This window comes from Bradyrhizobium sp. USDA 4506 (genome assembly GCF_054058795.1).
The window spans coordinates 1,970,779-1,989,468 of record NZ_JBSSBM010000002.1 but is presented as its reverse complement, the minus strand read 5'-3'; the positions used below and the strand labels follow the sequence as shown (position 1 = coordinate 1,989,468).

General features: G+C 61.6%; 15 protein-coding genes and 1 pseudogene. 1 reads left to right on the top strand and 15 read right to left on the bottom strand.

All coding sequences use genetic code 11. From position 1 onward, the window contains the following. Positions 1-14: 14 nt before the first annotated feature. Entirely contained in the window at positions 15-665 is a 651-nt protein-coding gene (locus ACVIHF_RS11460; protein ID WP_456792105.1) for a hypothetical protein, read from the top strand. A 2,072-nt stretch (positions 666-2,737) separates the two neighbouring features. On the opposite strand, the pseudogene ACVIHF_RS11455 reads toward ACVIHF_RS11460, so the two are convergent. The 15 genes and pseudogenes from ACVIHF_RS11455 to ACVIHF_RS11385 form a co-directional block, all read right to left on the bottom strand. After that, a pseudogene (locus ACVIHF_RS11455) lies at positions 2,738-3,478 on the bottom strand (TrbI/VirB10 family protein); the annotation flags it as partial. Then, positions 3,475-4,503 (bottom strand): P-type conjugative transfer protein TrbG, encoded by a 1,029-nt coding sequence (gene trbG, locus ACVIHF_RS11450; protein WP_456792104.1) that lies wholly within the window; start codon positions 4,501-4,503, stop codon positions 3,475-3,477. The gene trbG and the pseudogene ACVIHF_RS11455, both read right to left, overlap by 4 nt. Continuing rightward, a complete protein-coding gene (gene trbF, locus ACVIHF_RS11445; protein ID WP_456792103.1) occupies positions 4,500-5,183 on the bottom strand; it encodes a conjugal transfer protein TrbF in 684 nt (227 codons plus the stop codon). Before trbF ends, trbG begins: the two co-directional genes overlap by 4 nt. Positions 5,184-5,276: 93 nt before the next feature. Then, complete coding sequence (gene trbL / locus ACVIHF_RS11440) at positions 5,277-6,503, bottom strand: P-type conjugative transfer protein TrbL (RefSeq protein WP_456792102.1); 1,227 nt, start codon at positions 6,501-6,503, stop codon at positions 5,277-5,279. Next, entirely contained in the window at positions 6,500-6,868 is a 369-nt protein-coding gene (gene trbK-alt, locus ACVIHF_RS11435) for a putative entry exclusion protein TrbK-alt (protein WP_456792101.1), read from the bottom strand. The genes trbL and trbK-alt overlap by 4 nt, the downstream gene beginning before the upstream one ends. Further along, complete coding sequence (gene trbJ, locus ACVIHF_RS11430; RefSeq protein ID WP_456792100.1) at positions 6,865-7,599, bottom strand: P-type conjugative transfer protein TrbJ; 735 nt, start codon at positions 7,597-7,599, stop codon at positions 6,865-6,867. The genes trbK-alt and trbJ overlap by 4 nt, the downstream gene beginning before the upstream one ends. After that, positions 7,596-10,037, bottom strand: coding sequence for a conjugal transfer protein TrbE (gene trbE / locus ACVIHF_RS11425; RefSeq protein WP_456792099.1), 2,442 nt, complete (start codon positions 10,035-10,037; stop codon positions 7,596-7,598). The genes trbJ and trbE overlap by 4 nt, the downstream gene beginning before the upstream one ends. Positions 10,038-10,047: 10 nt before the next feature. Further along, on the bottom strand, positions 10,048-10,311 hold the full coding sequence (locus ACVIHF_RS11420; protein WP_456792098.1) for a VirB3 family type IV secretion system protein: 264 nt from the start codon (positions 10,309-10,311) through the stop codon (positions 10,048-10,050). Further along, positions 10,311-10,634 (bottom strand): TrbC/VirB2 family protein, encoded by a 324-nt coding sequence (locus tag ACVIHF_RS11415; RefSeq protein ID WP_456792097.1) that lies wholly within the window; start codon positions 10,632-10,634, stop codon positions 10,311-10,313. Before ACVIHF_RS11415 ends, ACVIHF_RS11420 begins: the two co-directional genes overlap by 1 nt. A gap of 1 nt (position 10,635) precedes the next feature. Continuing rightward, positions 10,636-11,550, bottom strand: a complete 915-nt coding sequence (trbB, locus tag ACVIHF_RS11410; protein WP_456794082.1) for a P-type conjugative transfer ATPase TrbB — start codon at positions 11,548-11,550, stop codon at positions 10,636-10,638. Positions 11,551-11,908: 358 nt separating this feature from the next. Further along, entirely contained in the window at positions 11,909-13,108 is a 1,200-nt protein-coding gene (locus ACVIHF_RS11405; RefSeq protein ID WP_456792096.1) for an MFS transporter, read from the bottom strand. 129 nt (positions 13,109-13,237) lie between these two features. Beyond that, positions 13,238-13,663: a ribbon-helix-helix domain-containing protein gene (locus tag ACVIHF_RS11400; RefSeq protein WP_456792095.1), complete on the bottom strand. Its 426-nt coding sequence runs from the start codon at positions 13,661-13,663 to the stop codon at positions 13,238-13,240. Positions 13,664-13,669: 6 nt separating this feature from the next. After that, positions 13,670-15,658 (bottom strand): conjugal transfer protein TraG, encoded by a 1,989-nt coding sequence (locus ACVIHF_RS11395; RefSeq protein ID WP_456792094.1) that lies wholly within the window; start codon positions 15,656-15,658, stop codon positions 13,670-13,672. Positions 15,659-15,694: 36 nt separating this feature from the next. After that, positions 15,695-17,458 carry a relaxase/mobilization nuclease domain-containing protein gene (locus ACVIHF_RS11390; protein ID WP_456792093.1) on the bottom strand — a complete coding sequence of 588 codons (1,764 nt, stop codon included), beginning with the start codon at positions 17,456-17,458 and terminating at the stop codon, positions 15,695-15,697. 385 nt (positions 17,459-17,843) lie between these two features. Further along, positions 17,844-18,554, bottom strand: a complete 711-nt coding sequence (locus tag ACVIHF_RS11385) for a lytic transglycosylase domain-containing protein (protein WP_456792092.1) — start codon at positions 18,552-18,554, stop codon at positions 17,844-17,846. Positions 18,555-18,690: the final 136 nt, after the last annotated feature.

Sequence of the window (18,690 nt, the reverse complement as noted above, 5' to 3'; positions counted from 1 at the left end):
GAGAAGGAGATGTGATGTTTAAAACATTATCTGCTGCAACAGCAGTTTTGATCGCTACCATCCAGTGCGTCAGTGCCTCACCGGTCAGCCAGTGCGAAACCCGCACAGGCCGACCGGCCCAGACTGCGAAGGAACAGGCTGCAATCCAGAAACTCGGCTCACTAGCCCAGTGTCAAACCAGGATCGACGATCGAACCGCCTGCAATGTGTTCCTTGGACGGGCGCTCGAACTCCTGTTTGGAAACACCGATTTCAAGACCGGCAACGACAGCTATATGCTTGCCAATGACATCGCCAGCGGGCTTGAAAATACCGCAGCGTCGATGGGCTGGAAAAAAATCGGAGTAGCCACTGATCAAGCTGCTCTTGATCAGGCACAGGCGCAAGCCAACGCGGGCAAACCAGTCGTGGCAGCCCGGCTAGGGCGTCTGGACGGAGAAGTGCGACACGCCGGCCACGTCGTACTGATCATTCCCGGCATCGCCCAGAAGTACGAATTCGAGGACGTCGTAAAGAACAAAACCGTCAAGTTTCAGTGGAGTAATCTTGTTGCTCCCAACTCAGCAAGCTTCTTCCTCGATCGCCCCGACAAGTTCTTCTTGGGCTGCCCCCTCTCGGCGACATGGGTGAAACCCGATGACGTGGGCCTTTACTACAAGCCCTAGAGGAGCCCAAGCTCCCTGATCGTATTCCCGATTTTAGCACCGCCTGATTTTTCCGAGGGTCTCATCATGCGCAGGCTCTATTGGTGGAAGACACTTAGCTTCATTTATCTGGCGTGCCTGGCGCTAGCGACTGCGACGTTCTCACCCGCAGTCGCGATTGATCTGGACCCCCGCCACGCTTCGCCAATCACGCCGGCGCAGTTACCAATTCAGCCACCTGTTCAACCGCCTATACGTCCACCCGTTCAGCCACCAGGAACGCACGATTGCAACGGCCTTCCGGTGCCGAACGGCGTGGCCTGCCCCCAGCTGCCAAATCCGCCGATTACGCCACCGGGCCTTTCACTTTGTCATGGTATCCAGCTGAAGACAGGCATTCCATGCCCACCGGATCCCAAGCAAGTGGCAACGGCCCTCGCGGACCCTGGTGAATTGATGAAGGCGCTAGCTGACTGCGTCACGAAAGCCAGCAATTGCACAACCGATGTGCTCGGATCGATTACAGGGAAAGTGGCTTCGCAGATCTCCGAGCGCTATGCGGCGCAGATCAATGATCGCGTTGCATTCTGGCAGACCCAAACGCGCTACTGCATCAGTTCAAATATTGCGCCGTTTCCTGGAAAATCTAATCCGGACAAGCCACTCCTATGCGATGCCAACGATATGGGCTTGTTCAACGGCCTGCTTTGCTCGGCAGGTGATGCCAACGGCTGCGAAGCAGTTCGGAGGTCACAGGGTCCTGACGGTCAATGGTGGCGCGCGCCATCCTTGATAGGCAAGGATCGAACGCACGGAGGTCCGCTGGCCTCGATGAGCGAGGAGCAAACCTGGAGTGTCTTTCTTTATCTCATCGAGAAGAACGACAAGAACGCCTTTGACAAGTGGGTGAAATGGATCGGCGAAAAGAGCCGTCCCTGCTGGGTTGCCGGAAACGGCGGATCTTGTCTGTTCTCCGGACTTCCCCAGTGGTGTACCGACACGACCGAGACGGCAGCCTGCAATTTCCTCCCTTACGAATGCGTCGCATTCGAACATCTCGCACGTCACTTCAACGAAAATCCGATTGAGGTAAGTCGGAAGCTGGGCTGTGATCTGGTTATGGCCGTGACGTATGGCGGGACCACGGGTGTACTTGGCCTTTCAGCCGGAATTCTAGGCGGGGCGCTCCCCGCTGTCATGGGGGCGCTTCCGGCAGCTCTCACGACCAACGCTGCTTTGAAGGGCAAGCTCCAGACACTGATGTCCGATCCATCGAAATGGGGAGCGAGCTCCCCAGCTTTCGTCCTGGGCAGGAAGGTTACGGAAAACGTAGTTGCGCAGGCCAGGAAGCTGCCACTTCCTCCTACCCCTCCAAATCTTTGCCTGAAGGATTTACCAACCTTCGGACTTCCTTTGCCGAAACTGCCAAACTTGCCGGGTCTTCCCAGAGCCGACAGCTGCATAATTCCACCAACGCTTTTCCCGGCAGGGCTGAATCTTCCGGCTCTTCCAACCCTCGGGCCGATTGCAGGAGGATTCACCACCGGCTATCCAGTTCAGGAGCAAGTCGCAGTTCAGGCTAAAATCACAAAGGTGCCTTACGCCATTCACAAGGTCGCGGTTCAGATTCATCTACTTCAACGGCTGGGCCTCGACAGCCCGATTTTGCAAGCAGCGGCCGGCGAACTGGCCAAGAACGCGAAGCCAAACACATTCTTCGCATACTTGAGCGAGCACGGTTCAAACCGCGTCGCGCAATCACTGTTGGACAGGTGCCCTGCGCCAAACGGCAAGCAATCACCCACGCGTATCGAGTGGATATGGGAACAACCGGACGGTAAATCGGACTTCGCTTATTGGGATTGCATCTTTATCGCCAAGCTATTGGCAAACGCAAAAGCCGGCCCAACGCCCGTGATGCTTGCTATGCAACAGGCGCAGTCGGCTGTCGTTGCAAAGCCCTTTGCCGAGCCTTGCAATGCCGCGTTGTCAACAGCCGTAAACGCCAACGCAGTAGCCGCACCCTCCGATAAGAACGATTTCCAGATTTCTTTTGCTGGCCCCTTCTCGCCTCCAGACGTGTGGCATCAGGGAAAGACCTTTATCGCTCCCTGCGCCGCAATTTGGCCTGGCAGGTCCGATCGGATCCCGGTGATCAGCGCCCCTGGAATCACCGTCCCAGCCTGCACGATGTATGGTGAAGCGGGTCTGGTGACACGGTCAGGGCTTACCGTGCGACGGTCCACAGGGGCGTTCACGAAGGCAAGCTTGCGGTCCTGGCCGTTTTGCGCGGACCCATCGTCGCCAGTGCTCGTTGCGTTCGGTGACGCGACGCGGTCGCTTCCAACCGCCGCGGCGGTGGGCGGACGCGCTCCTCCATTGGTCGCAGCAAACAAATGGCTGATGCGGGCTGCCTCGGTCTCTTGATCCCGGCGCTGCTGGTCCGGATCAGTGCCGATCGGCGGCGACTGGCCTTGAGCGGCAAGTATCGGTCGACCGAGGTCCCCGGGGAGCGGCGGACCAAGCTGCGGAATTGGCTGGCGCGGAACGCCAGCATAGTCCTTCGGCAGCGTCGTAATACCGTCGGCAACATTGTGGTGGTCGGTACTGTAAAGCTCATCGGCAGCTTGATTGCGGGAGCGATTGTTCTGCAGCGACCACAGCACCGCTCCGCCGACGACAAGCAGGGCAACCGCGCTCCCGCCGGCCAAAACCTTCCGCGACAACCGCGTCACGCGCGGGTGCTCTGCTCTCAAGCGGAAGTTCTCGGACTGCTCCACTAATGTCTCCGGTGGAAAAGCTTGCTCGTGATCGTTTTCATTCCGAATGTTCATGACGACGGCCTCCCGTCAGTCCTGACAATCCTGACCTTCTGCTGGTGCTCACCGCCGAGCCGGAGTTCGGCGGCTGCAAACAGTCGATCGACGATCAGCACGTTGCCGTAGGCGCGGTAGTTGACGAGTTCGGTCTTGCCGTCCGGGCCGATGACAAAGAGCGGAGGCATCTCCCCTTGCACGATCCCGCGCGGGAATTCGACATAGACCTTGCGGCCATCGTCATATGCGGTGAGCGGCCGCCATGGAGGACTGTCCCCTTCGATGGCATAGCGGGAGATGCGCCGCGCCGGATCCGGAAGAACGGGCTTCAGAGCGACTGAACGGGATCGTTCACGCACTGTTTCCGGATAGTACCAGGCAACAGACGGCATGTACGGCCGTTCGCGGGAGCGCAGCTCGATCAGGTAGGTGCGCCGGTCGGTATTTACGACGAGATTGGTCTCGATCGATGCGCGGGTTGGCTTAACCAGGATATGGACGCGGCGCGTGTCGCCGTTCCCGCTCTCGGTATCGCCCACGACCCAGCGTACGGTATCTCCGGCCGCGATGGGCCCCGATCCCGTCAACTGCTCTCCTTCCTCGAGTGCGATATCCGTGATCTGCCCGGGTGCGGCATAAACCTGATAGAGCGCACCGGGGCTGTAAGCGTAGATCTGCGCCGCATTGAAATACCCCCGCTTGCGCGGTTCGACCCGCGCCACACTGTTTGCCGTCTCAACCCGGCTCACGGGTTCGGGCTCTTCCTTCCCGGCCAACTTGCCGCCGAGAGTTGGCTTCCAAAGCGGTGGAACGTGAAGCGGCCGGTCGTCCGGCGCCGCTGCAGCCGCCGGCAGCGGCGGGACCTCCGCGTCATAGCTGATCTCCGGCGGCACGTAGGTCGCGCACCCGCCGAGCGCCGACGAACAAAGCAGGAGAGCAAACAGAACTGCTCGCTTCGAATTGGCGCACTCCGACCAAGCCCGATTGAGCCTGCTTCGCTGGATGAAACGTTTCGAATGAACGTCAGACGGCGTCTTGGTCACTGACTCAACTCCTTTGACCAGTTGATGGCGCGGACATAGACGCCAAGGGGATTCTTACGCAGGCGTTCTGCATCGCGGGGGGTCTCGATCACGATCGAGAGAATTGCAGTCCAGCGCTCGGTCGAGCTCAACGCGCCGTTGTCGTAGACACGCTGGGTCCACGCGACGCGAAAGCTTTCTGAAGACGCGCGGATGACGCTTGAGACGTCCACGGAGACTTGCGCCTTGCCTAACTTTGCAAAGGGGTCGTTGTTGCGCGCATAGTCGTTGAGCGCAGCGGCGCCGCGATCGGTCGTAAAATCATAGGCCCGGAGCCAATTTTGGCGCAGAACGATGCCGTCGGCCGGTAGACCTCTGACATCCTCAATAAAGCGCGCCAGATGGTAGGCGATCTGCGCATCAGTGGGTTGATAGTCGATGTTGGCCGGCGCAACCCTTTGGGCCTGGCCAAGATGGTCGACTTCGACCACCCAGGGCGTGATCGATCCTTGATTCGACTGCCAGACCAGGCTACCTGCGAGACCGGCTGACAGCATCAAGCAGCCGAACGCCATCAAGCGCCAGTTTTTGGCTTGCACACGCGCTGATCCAATGCGCTCGTCCCAAACTTGCGCTGCTTTCTGATACGGTGTGACCGGCTCGGGCATACGCCCGTAATGAACGGAAGTTCGTTTGAACATCGATGGTTGCCCCTGGTATCGAGTGATCGGTTTCGAGTCGTGCGATGGAAGGGTTTGAGGCGCTGCTGTGCGGCAGAGGTGCAGTGGTGTGTCTCAGCGCTCTCCTTCGGACAAGTCGACGGAGGAGCCGCTGCCACCATGATCGCCCGAGCGGACGGCGTGGCCAGCAGCCGAGGCACCGTGCCGAATGGTCTGAGCACGCTTCATGCGGCGCGCCCAATCAGGCTGCCCTTCGGCCGAGGCGCTCGCGGCCTGCTCGCCCGCTTGCCGACCTCCGAAGGCAGCCGATGCTCGGCGCAAAGGACTCATGGCGGCCGAAGCGCTAGCCTCCGCGACGCCAGCAAGGCCGCCGCTCCGATAGGCGGCTGATGCTCCGCTTGTGGCAGCGCCGCCACCGCGCGCGGCGCCTGCAATCGCGCCGCCTGCGAGACCAGCACCGCCGGCGGCAAGACCTGCGCCTGCCGCAACAATGCCGCCGGCAGCAAGGCCTGTTCCAATCGCGGCACCGGCGCCGAGCTGGGGTCCGCCCGACACCAGGCCGTTTGCGATACCCGGACCGAAGATACCGAGGCCCAGCAAGGAGAGCGCGGCAAGCACCAGTGACATTGCGTCTTCGATGGTCGGCTGATTGCCACCAAAGCCAGCGGTGAACTGCGAGAACAGGGTCGAGCCGATGCCGACGATGACGGCCAGGACGAGGACTTTGATCCCTGAGGAGACGACGTTGCCCAAGACCCGCTCTGCCGCGAAGGCGGTCTTGCCAAACAGGCCAAAGGGAATGAGCACGAACCCGGCCAGCGTCGTGAGCTTGAATTCAATCAGGGTGACAAAGAGCTGGATCGCCAGAATGAAGAAGGCAAGCAACACCACGACCCAGGCGAACAAGAGAACGACGATCTGGACGAAATTCTCGAAGAAGCTGATGTAGCCCATCAGGTTGGAGATCGAGTCGAGCAACGGTCGGCCGGCGTCAAGTCCGACTTGGGCGATCTTTCCCGGCCGCAGGAAGTCCGACGCGGAGAGACTTGCGCCAGATGCCTTCAGTCCAAGACCGGCAAAGCTCTCGAAGACGATGCGTGCTAGACTGTTCCAATTACCGATGAGCCAGGCAAAAACGCCTACAAACAGCGTCTTCTTGACGAGACGCGCGATGATGTCTTCGTCCGGCCCCCAACTCCAGAACAACGCAGCAAGCGTAATGTCGATCGCCGCAAGGGTTGTCGCTACATATCCGACGTCGCTACCCAGCAGCCCGAATCCGTTGTCGATATAACGCGTGAAGGTTTCGAGAAACTGGTCAATGATCCCGGTACCAGTCATGGCTTGCTCGCCTCAGGTGCCACCAGGTTCGGATATCCCTGCGGGATCCGGCTTTGATCCTTGGGGGCGGTTATCGAACTGGCTGCGTCATCGTGGCCGGGAGCTGCGGCGCCATCTTTCTTGCCGAAGAAGCGACGCCGGTTTTCGGCCCAAACCTGCTGGCAATGGCGATAGCCTGCCGTCTCCTCCGGAGTGACGCTCCGGCAGTGTGCGAGGTCGGAGCTGACTGCATCGGTCCTCTGCTCCGCATTCGGTGCCGGCGGAGAATCGTTTCCGCCACGCAGCTGAATCCTGCAGGCAGCGACGGCCACCAGGCCGATTGTCGTAAGCAGCGACAACGCCTTGAATGCCCTTATGTCGGTCATTGGTGGAACATCTGCACATTGGATGATTGATAGCCCTGCCCCGGTGTCAGGAAGCGCCGAAGCTGTTCTCGTCCCTGCTCCTGGGCCGAGGCGCGCTGAGCCGCTTCAAGACTCTGCGCCCGACCTTGCGCCGTCACGACAGCGGTGAGGTCGGCGAGCTGCTGCGCGTTCAGCGCAAGAATCTGATTGCCGGCCTGAGTTGCTTGCAGAGCGCCGCTGGCGCCTTGGCTAGACGTTACGAGCGCGGACGTCTGGATGCGGTTGGTGTCGAGGTTGCCAACGATACCCGCCTGAACGCGCAGCGCATCTTGCGTCGCGGCATAGGAATTTTGCCATCGCGATTGAGCGTTGGCGACCAGCAACTGACTCGATTGGCTACCAGTGGCCGGCGCATAGCTCGTCGAAAACGCGCGATCGATCTGCTGGACGTCGTAGGCGATACGCTGGGCCTGGGCCAGCAATTGCTGAGTGCGCTGGAGCGAGGATTGCAGTTGCTGCAGCGACGAGTACGGCAGGCTTGCCAGGTTCTTCGCCTGATTGATCAGCATCTGCGCCTCGTTCTGCAACGAGGTGATCTGATTGTTGATCTGCTGAAGTTCCCGCGCGGCAGTCAGGACGTTCTGGACGTAGTTATTGGGATCGAAGACGATCCACTGTGCTCGCGCTGGCACCGTGACGCCGAGCATCAGCGCGACGGTGCCAGCGGCCGCCAACAAGCCAAGTCGCTTCATAGCGATTTCTCCAGATTGACGAGATTGGGGATCAGGTCGGTGGCCCAGGCGACACCACGGTGCTGAAGCCAGGCGGGCACGAAGCCATCAGGTCCATGCTCGGCCAGGAGCTGCGTGATGGCCGCCTGGTCTGTCTTGGAAGAGGCCGCGGTGAATGCGAGCGCGACCTCGCCGAGGCCGAGTTCGAACATCCGGTTGCCGCGACGGGACTGGCAATAGTAGTCCCGCTTTGGCGTTGCCCGGCTCAGAAGCTCGATCTGGCGGTCATTGAGGCCGAAGCGGCGGTAGATGGCGGTGATCTGCGGTTCAATCGCCCGTTCGTTCGGCAACAATAGGCGGGTCGGGCAACTTTCGATGATTGCTGGCGCGATTGCGGAGCCGTCGATGTCTGAAAGCGATTGGGTCGCGAAGATGATGGATGCGTTCTTCTTCCGAAGCGTCTTCAGCCATTCGCGCAGCTGGCCGGCAAAATCCTCGTCGTCGAGGGCAAGCCAACCTTCATCGACAATAAGGAGCGTCGGCCGGCCGTCGAGGCGGTCCGCGATGCGATGGAACAAATACGCCAGCACGGCCGGCGCCGCGCTCGTTCCAATCAATCCTTCGGTCTCAAACGCCTGGACCGAGGCCTCGCCGAGGCGCTCGAACTCGGCATCGAGCAGGCGCCCGGATGGACCGTCGAGGCAATAGGGTTGCAAGGCGCGTTTCAGAGGGTTCGATTGGAGCAGGACAGACAGGCCCGTGAGGGTACGTTCCTGAATTGGCGCCGACGCGAGAGACGTCAGCGCCGACCACAGATGATCCTTGACCTCCGGGGTGATTTCGATCTTTTCCCGTGCCAGGATCGCGCCGAGCCATTCGGTGGCCCATCCGCGCTCCGAAGGATCATCGATCCAGGCCAGCGGCTGCAACGCTACGGGTTTATCGTCTCCGTCGGACAAGGCACCGCCGAGGTCATGCCAGTCACCACCCATGGCGAGCGCGGCCGCCCGGATCGAACCACCGAAGTCGAACGCAAAGATTTGGGCGTCGGGATAACGCCTGAATTGCAACGCCATCAGTGCGAGCAATACCGACTTGCCAGCACCCGTCGGTCCCACCACGAGAGTATGGCCGACGTCGCCGACATGGAGCGAGAATCGGAAGGGCGTCGATCCCTCGGTCTTGCCGAACAGGAGTGGCGGCCCCTTGAAGTGCAGATCCCTCGCCTCACCCGCCCATACGGCCGACATCGGAACCATATGGGCGAGGTTGAGGGTCGACACCGGTGGCTGCCGCACGTTGGCGTAGACGTGCCCGGGCACACTGCCGAGCCAGGCTTCAACGGCGTTCACCGTCTCGATCATGCAGGTGAAATCGCGGCCCTGAATGACCTTCTCGACCAGCCGTAACTTCTCGTCGGCAGCATCGGGATCGCGATCCCAGACGGTAACGGTCGCCGTGACAAAGGCTTGCCCGATCTGATCCGACCCCAGTTCCTGCAAAGCCGCGTCGGCATCTATCGCCTTGTTGTGAGCGTCGGTATCGAGCAGCGTCGATGCCTCGTTGGTCATGACCTCCTTGAGAATGACGCCGATGGATTTTCTCTTCGCGAACCACTGGCGGCGGATTTTGGTCAACAGCTTGGTGGCATCGGTCTTGTCGAGCATGATCGCGCGGGTCGACCACCGATATGAAAACGCCAGGCGATTCAGGTCATCCAGAATTCCCGGGGTCGTCGCCCCCGGAAAGCCCACTATCGTGAGAACCCGCACGTTGGCTGAACCCAGCATCGGCTCAAGCCCACCGGTCAGCGGCTGATCAGCCAACAGCGCATCGATGTACATGGGAATCTCGGGCACCCGAACGCGATGACGCCTGGTCGAGATCGTCGAGTGCAGGTAAGTCAGCGTCTCCTGATCATCGAGCCAGGCGCATTCTGGCATGAACCCTTCGACCAGCTGCAGCACACGGTTGGTTCGGTCGATAAATCCGCGGAGAACCTCGCGCGCGTCCGCTCCAACGGTCCGATCGCGTCCCTCGTAGAGCAGTCGCTCTGCCTGGGCAGCCCCCTCCTCTGGCGGCAGATAGAGGAACGTCAGGAAATAGCTGGACTCAAAATGAGCGCCAGCCTCCTCGAACTGCGCTCGGCGCTCGGCGTCGACCAGCGCCGACGCGACATCCGGAAAGCTGTTGGGCGGATAAGCGCCCGCAGAATGACGCTGCGCCTCAACGAAAACGGCCCAGCCGGATCCCAGGCGACGCAAGGCATTGTTCAAACGACCGGCGACAGCCACGAGTTCAGCCGGCACTGCGCTATCCAGGTCGGGTCCTCGGAACTTTGCTGTCCGCTGGAACGAGCCGTCCTTGTTCAGGATGATTCCCTCGTCGACGAGGGCTGCCCAGGGCAGGAAGTCGGCGAGACGCGCGCTGGAATGACGATATTCGGCAAGGTTCATCATGACCGAGAACTCAAAGGTTGAGATGGCCGGGAATGCGCAAATGTCGGCGCACCACATCGACGAAGGCGGGATCCCGCCTGGCGGCCCAGACGGCGGCCAGGTGGCCGATGAACCAGAGGACAAGACCCGCGATCCAGAGCCGAAGTCCGAGCCCAAGGGCCGCCGCAAGCGTGCCGTTGACGATCGCAACCGACCGCGGCGCGCCACCCATCAGGATTGGCTCAGTGAGCGCGCGGTGAACGGGCACGACAAAACCTGCAACCGGTTCATCCATCAGATCAACACGCCGCCGCCGAAAGAGAAGAACGACAGGAAGAAGCTCGATGCGGCAAACGCGATCGACAGACCGAACACGATCTGGATCAGCCTGCGGAAACCACCTGACGAGTCCCCGAACGCGAGCGTGAGCCCTGTTACGACGATGATGATGACGGCGATGATCTTGGCGACCGGCCCTTCCACCGATTGCAGGATCTGATTGAGCGGCTGCTCCCATGGCATGTTCGAGCCAGCCGCCCATGCCGGCGGGGCTGCCACAAGCACCGCGCCGAAGGCAGCCAACGATGCACCTCGAAGAAAGCGAAATTGCTGACGCATGTCAGTCTCCTGCTGATGAAAGGTTGTAGTCGCCGGCGGCCGCGAGCCCGGTGACGAAGGCGAGCTCAGCGAGGCGACGGTCAGCGCCGCGCCCCGCAAGCACAGCAACGAGGTTGATGGTCTCGGCGATCAGGGCGCGCGGAACCGTGATGACGGCTTCCTGGATGAGCTGCTCGAGCCGCCGCAGCGCACCGAGCGCGGTACCCGCGTGAATGGTGCCGATGCCACCGGGGTGGCCGGTGCCCCAGGCCTTGAGCAGATCGAGTGCTTCTGCACCGCGAACTTCGCCGACCGGAATGCGGTCAGGACGCAGTCGCAGCGAGGACCGAACGAGGTCCGATAGCGTGGCCACGCCGTCTTTGGTCCGGAGCGCTACAAGATTGGGCGCCTTGCACTGAAGTTCGCGCGTATCTTCGATCAGCACGACCCGATCGGAGCTCTTTGCCACCTCGGCCAGGAGCGCATTCGTCAATGTTGTCTTGCCGGTCGATGTCCCACCAGCGACCAGAATGTTCTTCCGTGCGGCGACCGCGTTCTTCAGGATCCTGGCCTGCTCCGAGGTCATGATCTCCCTGGCGACGTAGTCGTCGAGCGTAAACACGGCGACGGCGGGTTTGCGGATAGCAAAGGCCGGCGCTGCAACGACCGGAGGCAAGAGACCTTCGAAGCGCTCGCCGGTCCCTGGGAGTTCGGCCGAGACCCGTGGTGCGCCGGCATGCACTTCGGCGCCTACGTGGTGCGCTACCAGGCGAACAATGCGCTCACCATCCGCTGCGGACAGAGTTTCACCTGTGTCGATCAGGCCATTCGACAACCGGTCGATCCACAACCGCCCATCCGGGTTGAGCATCACCTCGATGACCGCTTCGTCTTCGAGATAACCGGCAATCGCTGCCCCAAGCGCGCTGCGCAGCATTCGCGCACCACGCGAATTCGCTTCCGATTGAAAGGAATGGATTGCCACCGTCGTCCCCACCCAGTGAGAGCGTCCGCAAAGGGCCCTCAGATGGGGACGATTAGAAAAAGCACCTATGGAGTTGGCGCAACAAGCGCTTTCGGTGATCGTAGACTGGCGTAGAAAAAGGAAGACTGAGAACTGATATTGGACGCCTACTCATCGTACCGGTTCGCTAAGAGCTATCGCTCACCACTCCGCGCCGTCGTCCGCGGGCACCAGGATGGGCGAACTCTCGTACAAGCCGACCGACTCGACATCATTGGAAACGGAGGCTGGCATGGAGCGGGAAGTTGAACTCATCCATGAAGCGAAGACTCTACGCCAAGGCAGCGCGAACCAGACCAACGCTGCGATCTGCAGCGCTACGTTGAGGCCGAACGCGACCTGATAGGCGCTGGACGGACCTATGGCCATCGTTCGTGTGCCATTGCTCCAGGATCAGGCCTGTCGCGTATTGTGCCAGAAATGCCCAACCAAAGTGCAAGACGTTTAAAGCGCCATTGGCGCGACCAGCAAGCTCCGGCGGAAAATAATCCGCTATCACCGCGAAGCTGACCACTGTTGCCGTTCCGACAATTGCGACAACGGACCAGGGGAAGATGGACGGCAGAGGCGCTCGCAGGATCAAGACCGACTCGGCTGCGATGAACAGCACTGCAACCAGCGCCAATACCGTCTCAGCCCCGACTCCTCTTCGCTTGACGTAATGGACCGCCATTCCGAACAACCAGGCACCGCCACTAAGTGCGATCGACATCATGAACAGCTGTCTGACGAGACTTGCGCGATCGAGCCCCTCTACGTCTGTCAGCCAAGGCGATGCCCACAATCCCTGCAGGGACCAGGCCGATCCAACGCAAGTCGCCGACAACGGAGCAATGCGCCAGAAGCGCCGATCGCCGAAAACGGAGCCAAGGGTGGCGCGCGCTGTTGATGGGACAGTGCCTCGTTCAGGCACCACGACATAGATGAGAATGGCCGTCGCACCGGTGGCGGCCGCCAGGACCTCAAAGAGTTGCCGCCAGCCCATCCAGGCGAGCAGGTGTTCGACGGGAGCAGTAGCGGTCACCGCTCCTAGCGAGCCGAGCATGACCATGTAGCCGTTCAGCAAGCCAACGCGTTCCCTGGGGAACCAAAGGATGATGGATTTCAGACCTGCCGTCAGCGCCGCCGCCACGCCAAGCCCGATCATCGCACGCGCGATCAAGAGTGACAGGAAGCCGGTCGATACCGCGAACAGTCCGGCGCCCGCTGCCGCGAGCAAGAGTAGGACACTTTGAACGCGACGCGGACCAAATCGGTCCAACAATATGCCGACGGGGATCTGAGCCGTTGCGAAAACAAGGAAATAGACTGAAGTGAGCAACCCAAGGTCGGCAGTCCCAAGCCCGGTATCCGAGCTGAGATGACTGGCGATCAGGGCGTTGATCGTTCGAAACAAGTACGAAAGATAGTATCCAGCAGCAAAAGGGAGAAAAACGCGCGCAATTCCACTCCATCCTTTTGAGATTTGCATGCCGGGCCCTCTCGCTGTCAGCTCGTGCGAGCCGATAGCGCGTCCAGCTTTTTGTCAGTTCGGCTAAATTGTTGCGGTCGTAGGCTGGCGTGGAATAAGAAGGGACGGTGCGATGTCCAGGACGCTCAGTCAGGTTTCGCTGCCCGGCTGCTGACGGCGGATATCTTCTGGAATCTCGCGGAGAAAGCTTTGCCCCTTTTGCAAACGGCGCCCGAGCGCCTCAACAAATCCTTCAAACCGCTCCCGCCCCTTGGCCTGCGCGGCCGCCTGCGCGTCGTTGGGTAGCGGCGGCGTGATCGTCAGCCAGAACCGAATGAAAAGGGCCAGGGTCTCGGCCGTCAACCCAACGTCGCGCTCCAGCCTCTGCATCTGACGCGACAGCCGATCGAGGCGGCGGGTAAACGCTGCTTCCCACCTGTCCGCTCCGTCCGGTGACAAAAACGAAGCGACAGCCGCTTCCACGATGGCAGACCGGGAAAGCTTCTTGCGATCGGCGAGCTCCGAGATCTGTTTCAGAAGCTCTGGCGGGAAGTAGACGTTCATCCGGTCGCGCATATTGCCTCAAAGCTCCATACCGTCATTCGGGTCCATGGCGACCTGACGCGCAACGCCACGCATCTGCTGACGCATAAGTCGAGACCGGCGGACCACGTCCTCGTCGTCGTCAAGTACGGCGGCAAATTCCTCGACCGGCGTCGGCTCGTTTGTTTCCTTGACGATCGCGACGTGATCGGGGAGTTCGGGCTCGCGACGGAGTCCGCTATTCGCCGTGTCCTCCTCGGCCTCCGCAGCTTTGTCAGTTGGACCTGCCGTCGGATCCAACGGTCCGAGCGCTGACCATCCGTCCGTTCGCGACGATCGGCCGGCGCTCGCCGGATCGGGCGGCGGCAGAACGCGCTCCGTGAACCGCCGATCCTCGTAGTAGCGGGCCTTCTTCGCCCGGATCGGCGGCGCGCCCGCCACCATGACAATCTCGTCCATCGGCGAAAGCTGCATGACCTCGCCCGGGGTCAAGAGTGGCCTTGCCGTCTCCTGGCGCGAGACCATCAGGTGACCCAGCCAGGGGTTCAACCTGTGACCGGCATAGTTCTTCATGGCCTTCATCTCGGTCGCCGTACCGAGCGCGTCGGACACACGCTTCGCCGTCCGCTCGTCATTGGTCGCAAAGCTGACCCGGACGTGACAATTGTCGAGGATGGCGTTGTTGGGCCCATAGGCCTTTTCGATCTGATTGAGCGATTGCGCGATCAAGAAACTCTTAATGCCGTACCCCGCCATGAAGGCGAGCGCGGACTCGAAGAAATCAAGCCGGCCCAGGGCCGGGAATTCATCGAGCATCATCAGGACGCGATGCCGGCGGTCACGGGCGTGCAGATCCTCGGTCAGGCGCCGGCCGATCTGGTTCAGCACCAGACGGATCAACGGCTTGGTCCGAGAAATATCCGACGGTGGCACCACGAGGTAAAGCGTGTTCGGGCGGCTATCTGCGATAAGATCGGCAATCCGCCAGTCGCAGCGACAGGTCACCTGGGCCACGACGGGATCGCGGTAAAGTCCGAGGAACGACATCGCGGTGGACAGGACGCCGGAGCGTTCGTTATCGGACTTATTGAGGAGTTCGCGCGCGGTCGAGGCGACCACGGGATGAGCGCCCTGCTCGCCAAGGTGCGGCGTGGTCATCATAGCCTTCAGCGTAGTCTCGATCGGCTGCTTCGGATCGGAGAGGAAGGCGGCGACGCCGGCCAGGGTCTTGTCTGCCTCGGCATAGAGAACGTGGAGTATGGCGCCGACCAGGAGCGAATGACTGGTCTTCTCCCAGTGGTTCCGCTTGTCGAGCGAACCCTCAGGGTCGACCAGGACGTCGGCCACATTCTGGACGTCGCGAACCTCCCATTCCCCGCGCCGGACTTCGAGCAGCGGATTGTAGGCCGACGACTTCGAGTTGGTGGGGTCGAACAACAGGACGCGGCCATGCCGCGAGCGAAAGCCCGCGGTCAGTTGCCAGTTCTCGCCCTTGATGTCGTGAACGATGGCCGAGCCAGGCCAGGCCAGCAGCGAAGGGACGACAAGACCCACGCCCTTGCCGGATCGGGTTGGTGCGAAACACAAGATGTGCTCTGGTCCGTCATGGCGGAGGTAGTCGCGGTCGAGCTTGCCGAGCACCACCCCATCCTGACCGAGAAGTCCGGCCGCTCTGGCCTCTTGCGCATCCGCCCAGCGCGCTGAGCCATAGGTCTCGACGTTTTTGGCCTCGCGCGCCCGCCAGACCGACATGCCGATCGCCGCCGCGATCGAAACGACGGTCCCAGATGCAGCGATGAACGCACCCTCAACGAAGACCTGCGGCGCATAGGCGTCGTAAACGAACCACCACCAGAAGAAGATGGGCGGGTAATAGATCTTGAAACCCAACAGCTCGAACCAGGGCCGCCCAAGCTCCGGCTGCCAGGCGAGCCGCCAGGCCGTCCACTCGGTTGCTCCCCAGATGGCCAGGAAGACGATCAGGCCGACGACGATCACCTGTCCCCAGAGGATTTTGGTTCCGGACATCGCTAACGCCCTTCCGTATTTGAATCGGTGAGATAGCTAGAGGCCGAGGTCGCGCTTCCGACCAAAGCCCCATTCGATGCCACCGCCGTCCCTCACGACGCCGGTGACGTGTTGGCCGAGCCTCTTCTCGAGCTCGCGCGACCAGGGCACGAGCTGGAAGCCGAGCCCATTGTCGATCATGGCGAAGCGTCCCGAGGTAAGCGTCAGCCGCTCGCGATATGTGCCCGCCACATGCTCCCCGGAGTCAGGCTTCACGTAACGGAGGCCGGTGCCGGCCGAGACCTTCGTTGCCACCTCGTCCAGCTCGCGCCGTCGCAACGTGTTCAGGAGGTCGCGCCGCAGGATGATGCGTTGGCCCTGCCGCCGCGCCAGACCCGCCTGGATCAGGTGCTCGGCGCGGGCTTCCATGGCGTCGCGAGTCTCGCGGCCGAAGCCGCCCATGGCGAGCGGCGTGGGATCGCGTTCGACCAGCCTGTGGTCGAGCCAGGTGGCCCCTTTTGCCGTGACCTGCCCACCGAGATCGAGATCGGAACGGGTCGCCAGCACCACGGTCTGCCGCGGGTCTCCGGCCTGACCGAAGCGTCGCACTTCGACGATTCCGCCGATCGGCGGTGCGTGGTCGAAAGCCTCGAGCCCTCGGAAGCGCACGTGGTGCGCGCGTCCGTCTGTCCCGTCGATCAGGGCGTAGGCCTCGCCGGTCAGTTCATCATGCAATCCCCGGTCGACCAGCCGTCCGATAATCTGCGACGTCGGCTGTCCACCTTCGACGACGAAGTCGGCCACGCCGCGCGCTTCCCCGCGCTCGGTAAAGGCGCGGTGCATTGTCTTGATGATGTCGCCGCGCATGCCCAGATCGCGCAAGCTACGTTCGGCCTCGAGGCCCACCATCCATTCCCCTGATGCGGCGGATGCCGCGAGGCCCATCTTCTCCAGGTGTTGAAGGCGACCGATCATCAGGCGCCGGATCTCGGGATCGGACTGGCCGGGAATCTCCGGGCGAAGATCAATAGAACCGGTCTCATCTGCCGCCAGCCGGATCTCCCGATCGAGCCGCGTCCATCGCTCCGCCGCGACTTCCCTTTCCAGCGAATTGTGGATCTCGTGCTCCGGCTTTGGACCCAGTTCGATCGCGACCAGTTCCTCGGCGCGTGAGCGCAAGCCCTGGCTGATGTAGTCGCGGGAAATCACGAGATCAGCACCATCTTGGTCGACGCCCCGAACGAGAAGGTGGACGTGAGGGTTGTCCGTGTTCCAGTGGTCGACAGCTACCCAATCGAGCCGCGTGCCGAGGTCGGTCTCCATCTGCCTGGCGAGGTCGCGGGTGAAGGCCTTGAGGTCAGTCATCTCCCCCGCGTCCTCCGGCGAGACGATGAACCTGAAATGATGCCGGTCGTCCTTGCACCGTTCTGCGAAAGCCGCGCTATCGGCGCGGTCGCCGCCGGCATCGAACATCTCGGACCGCTCACCACTCCGGGTCACGCCGTCACGTTTCAGGTATGAGAGGTGGGTGGTCAGTGGTGCTGAACGGAAGGCTCGCCCTTTATGACGAACCACGCGCGCCTTCACCACAACGCGCCGCGTCGGGCTGAACAATCTGGCGCGGCTAAAGGCCAGCCGGCCGCGGCCAAACGTCGAGCGCCCATAGGCCGCAGAACGCCTGCCAGCCGCGGCCTGCCCCGAGGTGTGTCCTGCTTTCTTCGCGGCACGTAGCACCTGGTTGATGAAGCTCTTTTGCTTGGGCGCGCGGGTACTGCGGATACGCCCAGGCCGGATACGCAGGTCGCTGTCGCCCACGCTCACGGCAGGGCCTCCTGGCGATCAAAATCGCACACAGTGCCGAAAACGCCTTTGATTATATTCGTCAAAATGCAAGGCGCGGCACGCGCCCCGACCGACCGGCACGCCAGAACCCAAGCCATGCCAATGGCTTGCGGTTCGACCGGCGAGCCCCTTTTATCTCGCCGTCCTTCCGTCGTGGTCTCCCGGTCGCCGATTCCCGAAAGAGCCGCCGCGACCTGGCAGCCAACTCGCGAAGTCCCCACTGCTTCCGAGCGCTTGCGATAGCGATCGTTACCCGAAGGGCCGAGACACCCGAAGGGTAGCTCGGTGAGGAGCGAAGCGACGAGTAGAGCGCGGGCCGAAGGCATCGCCCATACGCCATCAGCTTGCGAACCCGCACACCTGGTCATTGCGATGCTCCCGAATCCGATCGAGGGACGAACATGCCAATTGGCCGGGGAACGATGTGCGAAACATCGGGCGCCGAAATTGCGGTCGTGACACCGCCCGACGGCCTGAGCGCGAACAATCGATCGCGCGTTTTCATGGGATCGGATCGCGTGACGAATAGCGTCGGAGTTGCTGATGACTGTCCGCTGGACGTCCACCTCGGCGGCAGTTCGATGCCAAGCAGATTTGCAAGCTTTGCCACGTATGCTCTCGTCTCATCTGGCAAAGAGGCACCCGCGAGATGCTCTTCGTAGCGAGATGGCCCTGCGTTGTACGCGGCAAACAAACCAGGCGAACCATAGCGATCGAGCAATTCGTGCAGGTATGCGGTACCTGCCAGAATGTTGTCGCGCGGATTGAACGGATCGTTGCCCAGATTGTAGCGCCGGCGCAGTTCGTCCCAGGTCGTCGGCATGATCTGCATCAGGCCCATCGCGCCTTTAGGTGATCTGGCGTGCGCGTCTCCAGCACTCTCAATGTTGAGCACTGTGTCGATCCACGGCACCGGAATCGCAAAACGTTGCGAGGCCTCGTCGATGAAGATCGCCGGGTTGCTCATCTGATGGATCGCTCTGACTTCCGATCCGTCTTGCGCCGAAGCAGTCGAGGCAGCGAGGATGAACAGGAGCCCCACGACTGCCCAAACACGCGCTACCGACAGTGCCAAGCGTGCCGCCGTGCTCGCGCCCGTCCAGGGTAAAGCTGCTTCGCGCCGGCCGTTCGGCCGCCCTAGACCGCCCCTGCGCGCGCCGGCCTTGCAAGCGTTGGTCGGGACGGAGGAATGGTCCCACAATCGATCGAAC

What these genes read in the sequence shown, in the direction of transcription:
- ACVIHF_RS11460 (WP_456792105.1), top strand. Translation starts at nt 15, where the DNA reads ATGTTTAAAACATTATCTGCTGCAACAGCAGTTTTGATCGCTACCATC.
- trbF (WP_456792103.1), bottom strand. Translation starts at nt 5,183, where the DNA reads ATGTTCAAACGAACTTCCGTTCATTACGGGCGTATGCCCGAGCCGGTC.
- trbL (WP_456792102.1), bottom strand. Translation starts at nt 6,503, where the DNA reads ATGACTGGTACCGGGATCATTGACCAGTTTCTCGAAACCTTCACGCGT.
- trbK-alt (WP_456792101.1), bottom strand. Translation starts at nt 6,868, where the DNA reads ATGACCGACATAAGGGCATTCAAGGCGTTGTCGCTGCTTACGACAATC.
- trbJ (WP_456792100.1), bottom strand. Translation starts at nt 7,599, where the DNA reads ATGAAGCGACTTGGCTTGTTGGCGGCCGCTGGCACCGTCGCGCTGATG.
- trbE (WP_456792099.1), bottom strand. Translation starts at nt 10,037, where the DNA reads ATGATGAACCTTGCCGAATATCGTCATTCCAGCGCGCGTCTCGCCGAC.
- ACVIHF_RS11420 (WP_456792098.1), bottom strand. Translation starts at nt 10,311, where the DNA reads ATGGATGAACCGGTTGCAGGTTTTGTCGTGCCCGTTCACCGCGCGCTC.
- ACVIHF_RS11415 (WP_456792097.1), bottom strand. Translation starts at nt 10,634, where the DNA reads ATGCGTCAGCAATTTCGCTTTCTTCGAGGTGCATCGTTGGCTGCCTTC.
- trbB (WP_456794082.1), bottom strand. Translation starts at nt 11,550, where the DNA reads ATGCTGCGCAGCGCGCTTGGGGCAGCGATTGCCGGTTATCTCGAAGAC.
- ACVIHF_RS11405 (WP_456792096.1), bottom strand. Translation starts at nt 13,108, where the DNA reads ATGCAAATCTCAAAAGGATGGAGTGGAATTGCGCGCGTTTTTCTCCCT.
- ACVIHF_RS11400 (WP_456792095.1), bottom strand. Translation starts at nt 13,663, where the DNA reads ATGCGCGACCGGATGAACGTCTACTTCCCGCCAGAGCTTCTGAAACAG.
- ACVIHF_RS11395 (WP_456792094.1), bottom strand. Translation starts at nt 15,658, where the DNA reads ATGTCCGGAACCAAAATCCTCTGGGGACAGGTGATCGTCGTCGGCCTG.